The organism is Streptosporangium sp. NPDC000396 (assembly GCF_042898655.1).
In the GTDB taxonomy this organism is placed as follows: Bacteria; Actinomycetota; Actinomycetes; order Streptosporangiales; family Streptosporangiaceae; genus Streptosporangium.
This window is the reverse complement of the sequence record NZ_JBIAZA010000026.1, coordinates 121192-134203: the sequence shown is the minus strand read 5'-3', so window position 1 is coordinate 134203 and position 13012 is coordinate 121192. Positions and strand designations below refer to the sequence as shown.

Sequence of the window (13012 nt, the reverse complement as noted above, 5' to 3'; positions counted from 1 at the left end):
CGGCGGCCGCCGGCAGACCCAGGCGCCTGGCCACCCCGGGCGCCCACGCCCGCGGGCCGTCCACCGACCCGGCGGCGGCCTCGGCCAGGGACTCCATCAATCGGACACCAGGACGCCCCCGCCGGTTGGCCAGTGCACGGAAGGCGTCCAAACGACCAGCCGAACTCATAGTCCCATCATGAGACTGCTTCACCCACCACCTCAGGGCCCATGGACCTGCTCAGGGAGGACCTTTAGTCCTTCTCCGCCAGATCTCGATCCTTGATGCTGAAAACGAGGGAAAAGGATTACCGGCGGACCGTGTGCGCCATCTGGTCCGACGGAGTCCAGGATCAGAGCAGGGAAGCCAATGAACATGGCATTCATGACCACAGATTCCTGGGGTGGCTGGGGTCACATGTGGGGCGGCGGATGGGGCTGGCTCTGGGGAGGCCTCATGATGCTGTTCTGGGTGGGCCTCATCGCCCTGGTGGTCTGGCTTGTCACCCGGGCGGCTTCGGGTTCGCGACCTGCCCCACCGCCTGAGCGCTCCGGGCTGGACCGAGCGCGCGACATCCTGTCCGAGCGGTACGCCCGCGGTGAGATCTCCACCGAGGAGTACCGCGACCGGCTCACCCATCTCGGTCAATCCGGATAGAGGAAGGTCAGACTTCCCAGATCTTGCCCGAAGTCATGCCCGACACTCCCGGGTGACTGCCGTGAGACGAGCCTTGAGCTCGACATTAGGGGGCCACAGTGATCACTCTGATCAGGGAATCCGCGGCAGGGTCGGAGGCCGAACCGTGGCGGTGGGCAAGGCCAACTGGGTGGTCGCCGCCAGGCGGCTCACCCCCACCCTGGACGGACGCCTTGCTGCAGGAGGGCATCGATGCGGCGGTGATCTTCAACGCGCTGCGGGCACTCGGAGAGGGAAGCATCCATCGGCTGCCGCGCCTGCGTGGGAACTCTGCGGACCTGGTATGCCGCCTCGGAGGCTCGGAGAGAAGCATCGCAGGCTCTGGCCGAGGATCGAGCGGCTGCCTGAATTGGCAGAACGGATGACAGACAGCCCCTTGGGCGAGATGCCCGAGGAACTGATCGAGTTCCTCGGGCAGCGGCTCGCCGCCTACGAGCGGGATGACGAACGGGTGCTTCACCCCGAAGTGGCACGCGTCCTCGGGGGCACGGATCCGACCGGCACCATGAGCCGTGCCCACACCGAGATCGCCAATCTCAGGCGCCGCGCGGCAGGTCCAAAGGCTCTGCCATCGAGGACCTCTGCCTCCTGCGCCGGAGGCTGCCGCAGAGATGGGATGGACAAGGCAGGAAGCACCTGACGGGACATGGAGGTGCAACATGAACATGCCGATGCGCCGAGAGCCGAGGGGCCTCTTCCCCGAGTTGTTCAACTGGCTGGAATGGCCGCTGTCCGCTGCCCGGTCACAGGCCTGGCAGACCATCCGGTTCGAGGACTACGTCAGGGACGGCCGGTACGTCCTGCGTGCCGAGCTGCCGGGCATCGATCCCGAGAAGGATGTGGAAATCACTCTGGCCAGCGGCGTCCTCACCATCCACGCGGAGCGACGCGAGGAGCAGAAGGAACAGGGACAGAGCGAGTTCCGGTACGGGACGTTCACCCGCTCCATCACGCTGCCTCCCGGCGTCGACGAGAACGATGTCAAGGCCGTCTACGACAAGGGGATCCTCGAGGTCAGCGTGAAACTGGCCGAGAAGAAGGAGGAAGGAAGGCGAATCCAGATCGATACGCAGGCGCAGAAGGAGCAGTGACCCTCCTGACCATCCGGCCGAGCCCGCTCCGCCGGGAGCGGGCCCGGCGCACGCCCCGGGAACGGCGTCGGCATCTCCACGTTGCTGGCCCTTTTTCGCACTGACCTTTTTCCGCTCCGACGGGCGTTCTCCCGTGTGCTGCCGTTGCGCGCCTGTTGTGGCAGGTCACCGGCGGGATCTGCCGCAGGGTGTCATTGATCGGCGGGCAGGAACCGTTTCGCGATCTCGTTGGCCGCGATGTACAGCAGCGTCAGGACCCCCAGGGCGGCCAGAACGGTCATCGGCGGTGCCACCAGGCCGAGCGGCTCGGCCAGCGGTGTGTATGGCACCGCCACGGTGACGAGCGCCACCAACGCACTGCTGATCAGCAGTGCGCGTCCGGGACGGGAGCGGAAGAACGGCCGACGGGTGCGCAGAAGGAGCATGACGGCCAGCTCGGTGGCGGTGGACTCGATGAACCAGCCGGTACGAAAGAGGTCGGCGCCGGCGTGGAAGCCCAGCCGCAGCACCAGGAACGTGGCGATGTCGAAGACGGAACTGAGCACCCCGAAAGCGATCATGAAGGTGCGGATGGCGGTGATGTTCCAGGCGCTGGGACGGCGCAGCTGCTCGGGATCGACGGCGTCGGCGGCAATAGCGGTGGCGGGAATGTCGGACAGGAAGTTCAGCAGCAGAATCTGCCGGGGTAACAGCGGTAGGAAAGGCAGGAACGCCGCGGCCGCCGCCATGCTGGCCATGTTGCCGAAATTGGCGCTGGTGGTCACCCGCACGTACTTGAGGGTGTTGGCGAAGGTCTGCCGACCCAGGCGGACGCCGTCGGCGACGACCCCGAGGTCCTTGTCCAGCAGCACGATGACCGCCGACTGCTTGGCGACGTCGACCGCAGTATCGACAGAGATGCCGACGTCGGCGGTGTGCAGGGCGGGCGCGTCGTTGATGCCGTCGCCGAGGAACCCGACCGTGGCGCCCGCGGCCCGCAGCGCCCGGACCACCCGCTCCTTGTGCAAGGGGTCGATCTCAGCGAAGATCTGCGTGTGCGCGGCACGCTCGGCCAGCTCGTCGTCGCCGAGGGGATCGATGTCGGCGCCGGTGAGCGCGGGGCCGGTCAGTCCCACCTGGTGGGCGACGTGCTCGGCAGCCAGCCGGTTGTCGCCGGTGATCAGCCGCACCGAGACGCCCAGGCCGGTCAGCTCGCCGATGGCCTCGGCGGCGCCCTGCTTGGGCGGATCGTGGAAGGCCAGTAACCCCATCAGCGTCATGTTCGTCTCGTCGGCGACGCCGACCGTTGAACGGCCGGGCAGCGCCGCGGTGGCCAGGCCCAGTACCCGGTAGCCGCCGGAGCTGAGCTCGGCGAAACGTCGCTGCACAGCGGCGCGCACCGATTCCAGCGGCACGATCCGACCACCCGCGCGGGCTGTCGCGCATACCTGCATGATCCCGGCCAGCGCGCCCTTGGTCACCAGGGTGGGCATGCCGGCCTCGTCCACCAGCACCGACAGCCGCTTGCGCTGGAAGTCATAGGGCACCTCGTCCAGTCGGGCCCGCGGATCGGCGGGCGGCGCATCGGCCAGCACAGCCTGGTCGAGCGGGTTGGTGAAGCCGTGCTGCAGACCGGCATTGAGCCGGGCCAGGCGCAGCACCTGCGCGCTGGTCTCACCATCGAGGCCGTAGGCGCCGTCCAGCCGGATCACCCCGCCGGTGAGGGTACCGGTCTTGTCGGTGCACAGCACCGTCATCGCGCCGAAGTCCTCGATGGCGTCCAGCCGTTTGACGATGACCTGCTCCGCCGCCATGCGGCGGGCACCGGCCGACAGGCTGACCGCGACGATCGCCGGCAGCAGCTGCGGAGTCAGACCCACGGCCAGCGCCAGGGAGAACAGCACCGACTCCACGACCGGGCGGTCCAGCACCAGGTTCACCACGAAGATCACACAGACGAGGACGACCATCACCCGCACCAGCAGCAGGCCGAACCGGGTCATCCCCCGCTCGAACCCGGTGGTGACGTCACGGGCAGCCAGCCCGGCGGTCAGCGCGGCGAACTTGGTGGCCCGGCCGGTGCGCGCCACCACGGCCGTGCCCGCGCCGCTGACCACGTGGGTACCGGCGAACAGCATGCCGGTCCCGCCCGGCAGCGGTCCATCCGCCGGAACCGGCTCCGATGACTTCTCCACCGGAAACGACTCCCCGGTCAGCGCGGCCTCATCGACCAGCAGACTGCGCGACTCGGTGACCGTGCAGTCAGCCGGGACGATGTCCCCGACGCGCAGCACCACCAGATCCCCGACGACGATCTCCTCGGCGGGCACGGAGACCTCCCGCCCGTCCCTGATCACCTCGGCCTCGACGCGCACCCGGGCCAGCAGTGTGTCGATCGCCCGGCCGGCGGTGTGCTCCTGCCAAAACCCCAGGGCCCCGCTGGCCGCGATGATCACCAGAATGATCAATCCATCGGCCAGGTCACCCAGCACCATCGACACCACCGTCGCCGCGATCAGGATCAGCACGATCGGGCTGGTGAACTGGACCAGCAGCAGGCGCAGGCCCCGATGCCCGGAGGTGACATCGACACGGTTGGGGCCGTTTTCGGCCAAGCGTCGCCGGGCCTGGTCGCTGGACAGGCCATCGCGACAACCCGCCATCGGCCCCGCCTCGGCCTTCTCCCCGCCTGGCCGGGATCCGGTCGCGGGGACAGGGGGCTCCATCAGCGCACCTCCCAGGTGTCGAAGAGCGGCGCCATCGGAATTTCCTCTGCCCGATCGCACCACACGACCGGCGACCACCCCAGAGGCAAAGGTCCCTGCCCGGCCCGCCATGGTCTCTTCCCTCACCACCGGTGATCAACGGATTGTCCGCCCCGCCAAGAAACGGCCTCCGACGCTCTCATGTGGAGCCGGTCCGAGACCGGACCGCCTTGTGCAGCGCGTCGGCAGCCACGACAGCGGGCATGGCCAGCGCCGCCAGCGCCCAGCCCGCGGGTGGGGGGAACGATCCGCCGAGCAGGCTCGCCAGCGGCGGGAAACCGACGAAAACCAGCAGTATCGCGACCTCGATCGTAACCGCCCAGATCAGGAGGGGATTGCCCGTCCAGTGCAGGCGTCCGGCCCACCGGGTCTCGCTACGGCAGGCGAAGGCGTTGGCGAGTTGGCCGAGGACCACGGCGGCGAAGGCTGTACCCGAGGCCGCGGCGAGCAGAACCGGCGACGGTTCGGCGCCCAACGTCCAACCGCCCAGCATCAGCACCGCGACGAAACCTGTCATCTCCACGACGGCTTCCGCGGGCCCGAGGACTCCGAACACCCGGCGGATCAGGTGCCGGTCCACCAGCGAGCCCGTCCGCGCCGGGCCGTGCATGGTTCGGGGATTGGGCGGTTCGGCCCCCAGGGCGAGGGCGGGCAGCAGGTCAGTGCCGATGTCGAGGGCGAGCACCTGCAGTACGGTGAGCGCGAGCGGAATCGTGCCGCCACTGAGCGCCCAGACAACGAACGGCGTCAGCTCGGCGACGTTGTCGGTCAGGTGGTAGGTAAGGAACCTGCGGATATTGGCGTAGGTGGTCCGCCCGAGTTCCACCGCCGTGACGATGGTCGCGAAATGATCGTCCAGCAGTACCAGGTCCGCTGCCTCGCGGGCGACGTCGGTGCCCGAGGCGCCCATGGCCACCCCGATGTCGGCCTCGCGCAATGCGGGCCCGTCGTTGACCCCGTCTCCGGTCATCGCCACCACGTGCCCGCGCCTGCGTAGTGCACGGGCGATGCGCAGCTTGTCCTCCGGTGTCACTCTGGCGATCACGACTCCGTCGCGATCGAGCAGTTCTCCGAGGGCGTCGTCCTCCTCGGGCAGCGTGGCACCGGTGACCACGAGTTCCTCCGGGCCGAGCAGGCCGACCTCCTTCGCGATCGCGCGTGCGGTGCCGGGGTGGTCACCGGTGATCATGGCGAGCTTGATCCCGGCGAGGCGGCATTTACCTATGGCCTCCGCGACGTCGTCGCGGGGTGGGTCCTCCAGGCCCACGAGACCGAGCAGCGTGAGGTCCCGCTCCGCCTTCGCGACGGTGGAATCGGCCGGAGCGGTGCGGCGGGCGACGGCCAGGACGCGAAGCCCGTCCCGGCTCAACGCCTCCAGCGCCTGTTCCGCCCCGGGTACGGCCGCGCACAGTGGCAGGACCGAGTCCGGGGCGCCCTTGACGTGGAGCACACCGTCGGCGATCACCGAGGAGCGGCGGCGGCCGGGGTCGAACGGGAAGCGCTTGGTGACCGTCCCGTCCTCCCTCGATCCGGCACGCAGCGCCAACGCGTGCAGGGCCACCTCCATCGGGTCGCCGACCGGCGTCCAGCGGCCGTTCATGCGGACCAGCCGTCCGGTCGAGCTGAGTACGGCGGAGTGCATGATCTCGGCGGCGGACTCCGGCTCGGCGAGATCGAGGACGCCCCCAGGTGTCCATACCTCCACGACGGTCATCTCGTTGCGGGTGAGGGTGCCGGTCTTGTCCGTGCAGATGAAGGTGGCCGAACCGAGGGTCTCCACGGCCTCCAGATGGCGGACCAGGGCCTTCTGCGCCGCCATCTGCTGTGCCGCCCGTGCCAGTGACAGCGTGACGGTGGGCAGCAACCCCTCCGGGACCAGCGCGACCGTGACTCCGAGAGCGAACAGGAAACCGGCTGAGGGCTCCATTCCCAGCAGCAGGGACAGGGCGAAGAACACTACGCCGACACCGAGCGCGATCGCGGCGACCGCCTTGACGACCTTCGCGAGCTGACGGGCGAGCGGGCTCGGCGGCCGGGTCGCGCTACGGGTGAGCGCGGCCACGGCGGCCAGCCGGGTACGCGCACCCGTAGCCGTCGTGACGCCGACCGCCTCCCCCTCGACCACGAAGGTCCCCGCAAAGACCGTGGCCCCTTCACGGGGTCGCACCGGGACGCTCTCCCCCGTCAGCATCGACTCGTTGACCGCCAGCGCGTGCGCCTCGGCAAGCTCCAGGTCGGCCGAGATCCGATCTCCTGCCTCCAGCAGCACGGTGTCCCCTACGACCAGATCCGCGGCGTTCACCACCACGCGGCGCCCGTCCCGGACGACTTTGACATCGGCGGGTATCAGCTCCCGCAGACGTCGGCCCGCCTTGTCCGCGCGATATTCCTGGACGAACGCGAACGCGCCGTTCAGCACCACCACCACCACGATGGCCAGCGCCAGCTGGGGCATGCCCGCCAGGAGCGCCAGTCCTGTCGCCGCCCAGAGCATCAACGCGAAGAAATGGACCATCTCGCGCAGTAACAGCGCCAACGGTGGCGACCGCTTTCCCTCTGGCAGTACGTTCGGCCCCTCGTCGGCGAGTCGCCGCGCCACCTCCGCGGAAGTCAGGCCCGATCGTGCCCGAGACGTGGTCGGCATGCCTTCACGCTTCCGAGCGGAAGGATCGCCGGCATAGAGGAAACCGTCACACGAACGTGGGACCTTCGGTCTCCCCGAACCTCAGGAAATACCAATCGGCCGCCAAAGGCGGTGGCTGCGCGAGGCCGCCGAACTACCTGAGGAGATGGGACCTTCGTCTCTGTCCGTTCCGTCGTACAGCATCGACAGTGGGTATGACGGGCACTCGCACGCGAGGACAGACCCATGGCACCGAAGAACAAGACGCGGACCTCCCCGCAGCGGGAGCTGCTACACCAGATGCTGCGCATCCGCCGATTCGAAGAGCGCTGCGTCGAGCTGTACAGCAGCGAGAAGATCCGCGGATTCATGCACCTCTACATCGGGGAGGAGGCAGTGGCCGCAGGAGTCTGCCACGCGCTCACCCCGGACGACGCAGTCGTCTCCACCTATCGCGAGCACGGGCACGCGCTCGTCCGCGGAGTACCGGCCACGACGATCATGGCCGAAATGTACGGCAAGGCCACGGGATGCAGCCGGGGCCGGGGCGGCTCCATGCACATCTTCGACGCCGCCCACCGCTTCTACGGCGGGAGCGCGATCGTCGGCGGCGGCCTTCCCATAGCAGTCGGGCTCGCCCTCGCCGACAAGCTCCAGGGGCGGAGCCGGGTGACCGCTTGCTTCTTCGGCGACGGCGCGGTGGCGGAGGGAGAGTTCCACGAATGTCTCAACCTGGCCGCGCTGTGGCGGCTGCCGGTGCTGTTCGCCTGTGAGAACAACCTGTACGCGATGGGCACCGCGCTGGCGAGGTCCCATGCTGAGACCGATCTGGCGCTCCGCGCGGCATCCTACGACGTCGTGGCCTGGCCGGTGAACGGGATGGACGCGTCGGCGGTCAGCGAGGCCACGGCCAGGGCCACCGAGTCGATCCGCGCCGGAGCCGGACCGCACTTCCTTGAGCTGCGCACCTACCGCTTCCGCGCCCATTCGATGTATGACCCCGACCGTTACCGGGACAAGGCCGAGATCGAGCAGTGGAAGAGGCGCGACCCGATCGACGCTCTCATCGCGCGGATGAAGGCCGCCAGGGAGATCACGGACGATGATCTCGCTGTGATGGAGAAGGAGATATCCGCGGAGATCGACCAGGCCATCACCTTCGCCGAGCAGGCACCCGTCGAGCCGGTGGAGGACCTTACCCGTTTCGTCTACAGCGAGACACCGTCAACGCGCGGTACGACGCCTGAGAGGTCGGCGGAGGTGGCATCGTGAGCGAGGCCAAGACGACCTATCGCGAGGCCATGAGGGAGGCGATCCGCGAGGCGATGCGCCGCGATGATCGCGTGTTCCTCATGGGCGAGGACGTCGGTGCCTACGGTGGTTGCTTCGCGGTGAGCCTGGGCCTGCTGGAGGAGTTCGGCCCTGAGCGCATCCGTGACACCCCGCTGTCGGAGTCGGCGTTCGTCGGCGCCGGCATCGGGGCGGCGCTGGGCGGCATGCGGCCGATCGTCGAGATCATGACGGTCAACTTCAGCCTGCTGGCCCTTGACCAGATCCTCAACAACGCCGCGACGCTGTTGCACATGTCCGGGGGCCAGTTCAACGTCCCGCTGGTGATCCGGATGACCACCGGAGCCGGGCGGCAGCTCGCCGCTCAGCATTCGCACAGCCTGGAGGGCTGGTACGCCCACATCCCGGGCCTGAAGATCCTCGCCCCCGCGACGCTGGAGGACGCCCGCGGCATGCTCTGGCCGGCTCTGGAGGACCCCGACCCCGTGCTGATCTTCGAGCATGGCGCGCTGTACAACATGTCGGGGGTGCCGCGCCCTGGTCCGGTGGACATCACCCGTGCCGCGCTGCGGCGATCCGGCAAGGACGTCACGCTGATCGCCTACGGCGGCACCGTGGGGAAGACGCTGTCGGCCGCCGACACGCTCGCCTCTGAGGACATCGAGGCAGATGTGATCGACCTGCGCATTTTGCGCCCCCTCGACGACACCACGATCATGCAGTCGGTTAACCGGACGCATCGGGTCGTCATCGTGGACGAGGGCTGGCGCTCGGGCAGTCTGTCGGCCGAGATCAGCACCCGTATCGTCGAGCAGGCCTTCTACGAGCTCGACGCGCCGATCGAGCGGCTGTGCACCGCCGAGGTCCCCATCCCCTATGCCCGTCACTTGGAGGAAGCCGCCATTCCCCAGGTGGCCGCGATCGCTGCGGCCGTGCGAGAGGTGGTCGCCTCATGACAGGGGAACGGCAGGAGTTCCTGATGCCCTCGCTCGGTGCGGACATGGAATCGGGCACCGTCGCCGAATGGCTGGTCAAGCCCGGGGACCAAATTCGCAAGGGCGACGTCATCGCGGTGATAGACACCGACAAGGCCCTGATCGAGGTCGAATCCTTCCAGACCGGCGTGGTGGAGAGCCTGCTGGTGGGGATCGGTGAGCGGGTTCCCGTCGGAACGCCCCTGGCCGTCATCACCGGCATCGCGGCCGCCGTCAAGCGCCCGCCGACCGCCCGGAAGCCACCGTCCTCCGAACCTGGTGGGAAGCGGGCGCGGCGAGGACCGGCCCCGGTGAGCGGCGTGCCGGAACCAGGTCGGCCGCATGTTCCATCGCCCGTCACCTCACCGCTTGTCCGGCATCTTGCCGAACAACGGGGAGTGGACGTGGCGGCCATGCACGGGACGGGACCGGGGGGGCGGGTGACCCGAGCGGACGTCGAACACGCCGAACATCCCGCCAGAGTGAAGGCCTCGCCGTTCGCCCGCAGGCTTGCTCTGGAACTCGGCGTCGATCTGGCCGGCGTCCACGGCACGGGCCGTACCGGGGCGATCTGCGCCGATGACGTGCGTGAGGCGGCCACACGCGGTGAGACAGGGCCACGAGACGAGACGGTGCGGGCCATACCCGGGCAGGCGACACCCGCCGCGGGTGCGCAGGCCGTACGGGAACCCGACCTGGAACGCCGCCGAGAGGCGATGCGTCAGGCGATCGCGAGGGCGATGGCCAAGTCGAACCGGGAGATCCCGCACTACCACCTGAGCACGACCGTGGACATGAGCGCGGCGCTCGCGTGGCTGCGCGAGCGTAACCGGGATCTGCCGGTGGCCGAACGCCTGCTCCCCGCGGCTCTGCTCCTCAAAGCGGCCGCCCGCGCCGCCGGGGAGATCCCGCAGCTGAACGGCTTCTGGCTCGACGACGCCTTCGTACCCGGCGACGCGGTGCACCTGGGGGTGGCGATCTCGCTCAAGGGCGGCGGCCTGATCGCACCCGCCCTGCACGACGCCGCCAGCCGCGATCTCGGCGACCTCATGGCCGCGCTGAAAGACCTGGTCGCCCGGTCACGCACTGGACGGCTGCGCAGCGCCGAGATGACCGAGGCGACCATCACCGTCACCAACCTGGGCGACCAGGGGGTCGAGGTGGTTCACGGCGTCATCTATCCCCCGCAGGTGGCCCTCGTCGGCTTCGGCAAGATCCTCGAACGCCCCTGGGCCGTCGATGGGCTGCTTGGCGTCCGGCCCCTGGTCACCGTCACCCTCGCCGCCGATCACCGCGCCACCGACGGCTACACCGGCGGCCGGTTCCTCACCGCCGTCGACCGGCTGCTCACCCAACCGGAGGAACTATGACCCCGCAACAAGCACGGGAGCTCATCAAGAGCGCGCTGAGCCAGGTTGCGCCAGACGCCGACCTGGCGGCACTCCCCCCGGACGCCGACTTCCGCGACATTCTCGAACTGGACTCCCTGGACTTCCTCAAATATGTGGAGATACTGAGCGGCGCCAGCGGCTACCGCATCGAAGAGGACGACTATCCCGCGTTCACCACGGTGGCGGGCGGGGCGAGCTTCCTGGCCACCCGCACGAGAACGGGGTGACCCGGTTCACCCTCGTGGTGTTCGAGTCCTTGTTCAGAATTCACAGTGGAGGAACGTGATCGACGAATCTTCTGATCACGCGATTCCTAGGCGGGGCGCTCGAGAGTCGAGGTGTCGCCTTCGGGCAGGCCGAGTTCGCGGGCCTTGAGGAGGCGGCGCATGACCTTGCCGCTGCGGGTGTGCGGAAGGTTCTGGTCGAAGACGATCTCCTTGGGGGCGACCGCGCCCAGACGGCGGCGGCCGAAGGCGATCAGCTCCAGCCGGAGCCTTTCGGCGGGCTCGAAGCCGGAATTGAGCGTGACGAAGGCTTTCACCAGTTCACCTGCCACCGGATCGGGCTTGCCGATCACGCCGGCCTCGGCGACGGCGGGGTGCTCCATCAGCACGCTCTCGACCTCGAACGGCCCGATAAGGTGGCCGGCGGACTTGATGACGTCGTCGGCACGGGCGACGAACCAGAAGTATCCTTCCTTGTCCTTTCGAGCGATGTCGCCGGACAGGTACCAGCCTCCGGCAAACGCCTTGGCGTACCTCTCCGGCTCGCCCAGATAGCCGCGGAACATCGAGGGCCAGCCAGGACGCAGTGCAAGCTCCCCCTCGACGTCAGGCTCCTCCATCACCCGCACGCGCCCGTCGACGACCCGGGCACGGCCGTCCTCGCCGCGCTCCAGCAACGCCGCCTCGACCCCGGGTAGCGGACGGCCCATGGAACCCGGCTTGATGTCCATCGCGGCATAGTTGCTGATCATGATGGCGCCGGTCTCGGTCTGCCACCAGTTGTCATGGATCGGCAGGCCGAGCGCGCGCAGGCCCCAGATCGCCACCTCGGGATTGAGCGGCTCTCCCACGCTGGCGACGAACCGCAGCCTGGACAGGTCGTATTCGCGGGCGAGGGTGCCGCCGTGACGCATGAGCATGCGCAGGGCCGTCGGCGAGGTGTACCAGACAGTCACCCGCTGGTCCCGCAGCACGCGATACCAGCGCCGCGCGTCGAACTCACCCGCGTCGGCCACGAGGGTGAGCCCCATGCTGAGGGGCGCGATGACGCCGTACGACATTCCGGTGACCCAGCCGGGATCGGCGGTGCACCAGAAAACATCCGAGGAACGCAGGTCAAGAGCGTAGGCCGCGGTGACGTGGTGAGCGACCACGGCCTCATGCACGTGCACCGCGCCCTTCGGCCTGCCGGTGGTCCCGCTGGTGAAGTGCAGGAGCGCCATGTCCTCAGGATCGGTGGGCGGAATGTCAAACTCCCCGCGCGCGCCGGCCATCAGCTCACCCAGCAGCAGGGTGCCCTCGGGCGCGGGCCCGCCGCCGGTGACCAATACATGCTTGAGACCCGGCAGGGACTCCCGGATCGCGGCGATCTTCCGCACGTAGAACTCCGGGGTGGTCACCAGCACCCGTCCGTCACCAAGGCGCAGCCGCTCGCGGATCGGCTCGGGGCCGAAGGCGGAGAACAGCGGAGACAGCACACTGAGGTTCTTCAGCGTACCGAGGACGGCGACATAAAGATCAGGCACCCTGCCGAGCAACGTGAACACCCGCTCGCCCTTGCCCACCCCCAACCCGCGCAGCACATTGGCGAAGCGGTTGGTGGCAAAGTACAGATCCCGGTAGGTCAGCTCGGTGACCTTGTCGTCCTTGCCGACGCACCAAAGCGCCACCCGATCGCGCCGCGAGGTGTCCATGTGGCGGTCCACGGCCTCGTAAGCGATGTTCAACCCCCGGCCGCCGGGCAGACCGCGCAGCGATCGCCGAGCTGTCCGCCAGGAAAACTCCCGGCATTCACGTTCGTAGTCCGTCAGATTGGCCCGGACGATCTGATGTCCGGTCTTATGGATGGGGTCCCACGTCATCACGGCCTCCTCGACGGTGTCGGGGGTGTCGTTCCAGCGTGTGATCGATCCGATGTGCCTGGCAGATGCGGAAGTCCTCGATACGGGGGACCGAAGACCTCACCTGCTTCCCCGTCGCGTTCCCGATCTGGCTGGAC

10 protein-coding genes are annotated in these 13012 nt (G+C 68.6%); 7 read left to right on the top strand and 3 right to left on the bottom strand.

What is annotated here, in order from left to right; translation table 11 throughout:
* Positions 1 to 364: 364 nt before the first annotated feature.
* The 3 genes from ACFY2X_RS34440 (at position 365) to ACFY2X_RS34430 (ending at position 1767) form a co-directional block, all read left to right on the top strand.
* The gene (locus tag ACFY2X_RS34440) at positions 365 to 637 is read left to right on the top strand and encodes an SHOCT domain-containing protein (protein ID WP_389946884.1); all 273 of its coding nucleotides are present in this window, start codon (positions 365 to 367) and stop codon (positions 635 to 637) included.
* A 400-nt stretch (positions 638 to 1037) separates the two neighbouring features.
* Positions 1038 to 1316, top strand: a complete 279-nt coding sequence (locus ACFY2X_RS34435) for a hypothetical protein (RefSeq protein WP_389946882.1) — start codon at positions 1038 to 1040, stop codon at positions 1314 to 1316.
* Positions 1317 to 1335: 19 nt separating this feature from the next.
* Complete coding sequence (locus tag ACFY2X_RS34430; RefSeq protein ID WP_389946880.1) at positions 1336 to 1767, top strand: Hsp20/alpha crystallin family protein; 432 nt, start codon at positions 1336 to 1338, stop codon at positions 1765 to 1767.
* A gap of 191 nt (positions 1768 to 1958) precedes the next feature.
* On the opposite strand, the gene mgtA is transcribed toward ACFY2X_RS34430, so the two are convergent.
* On the bottom strand, positions 1959 to 4472 hold the full coding sequence (gene mgtA, locus ACFY2X_RS34425; RefSeq protein WP_389946878.1) for a magnesium-translocating P-type ATPase: 2514 nt from the start codon (positions 4470 to 4472) through the stop codon (positions 1959 to 1961).
* A gap of 178 nt (positions 4473 to 4650) precedes the next feature.
* Complete coding sequence (locus ACFY2X_RS34420; RefSeq protein ID WP_389946876.1) at positions 4651 to 7155, bottom strand: cation-translocating P-type ATPase; 2505 nt, start codon at positions 7153 to 7155, stop codon at positions 4651 to 4653.
* A 225-nt stretch (positions 7156 to 7380) separates the two neighbouring features.
* On the opposite strand from ACFY2X_RS34420, the gene pdhA reads away from it, so the two are divergent.
* The 4 genes from pdhA to ACFY2X_RS34400 are packed head-to-tail and all read left to right on the top strand — an operon-like array spanning position 7381 to position 11016.
* The gene (pdhA, locus tag ACFY2X_RS34415; RefSeq protein WP_389946874.1) at positions 7381 to 8406 is read left to right on the top strand and encodes a pyruvate dehydrogenase (acetyl-transferring) E1 component subunit alpha; all 1026 of its coding nucleotides are present in this window, start codon (positions 7381 to 7383) and stop codon (positions 8404 to 8406) included.
* A complete protein-coding gene (locus ACFY2X_RS34410; protein WP_389946872.1) occupies positions 8403 to 9380 on the top strand; it encodes an alpha-ketoacid dehydrogenase subunit beta in 978 nt (325 codons plus the stop codon). Before pdhA ends, ACFY2X_RS34410 begins: the two co-directional genes overlap by 4 nt.
* Positions 9377 to 10768 carry a 2-oxo acid dehydrogenase subunit E2 gene (locus ACFY2X_RS34405; RefSeq protein ID WP_389946870.1) on the top strand — a complete coding sequence of 464 codons (1392 nt, stop codon included), beginning with the start codon at positions 9377 to 9379 and terminating at the stop codon, positions 10766 to 10768. Before ACFY2X_RS34410 ends, ACFY2X_RS34405 begins: the two co-directional genes overlap by 4 nt.
* On the top strand, positions 10765 to 11016 hold the full coding sequence (locus tag ACFY2X_RS34400; protein WP_389946868.1) for an acyl carrier protein: 252 nt from the start codon (positions 10765 to 10767) through the stop codon (positions 11014 to 11016). Before ACFY2X_RS34405 ends, ACFY2X_RS34400 begins: the two co-directional genes overlap by 4 nt.
* A gap of 86 nt (positions 11017 to 11102) precedes the next feature.
* On the opposite strand, the gene acsA is transcribed toward ACFY2X_RS34400, so the two are convergent.
* The gene (gene acsA / locus ACFY2X_RS34395; protein WP_389946866.1) at positions 11103 to 12875 is read right to left on the bottom strand and encodes an acetate--CoA ligase; all 1773 of its coding nucleotides are present in this window, start codon (positions 12873 to 12875) and stop codon (positions 11103 to 11105) included.
* Positions 12876 to 13012: the final 137 nt, after the last annotated feature.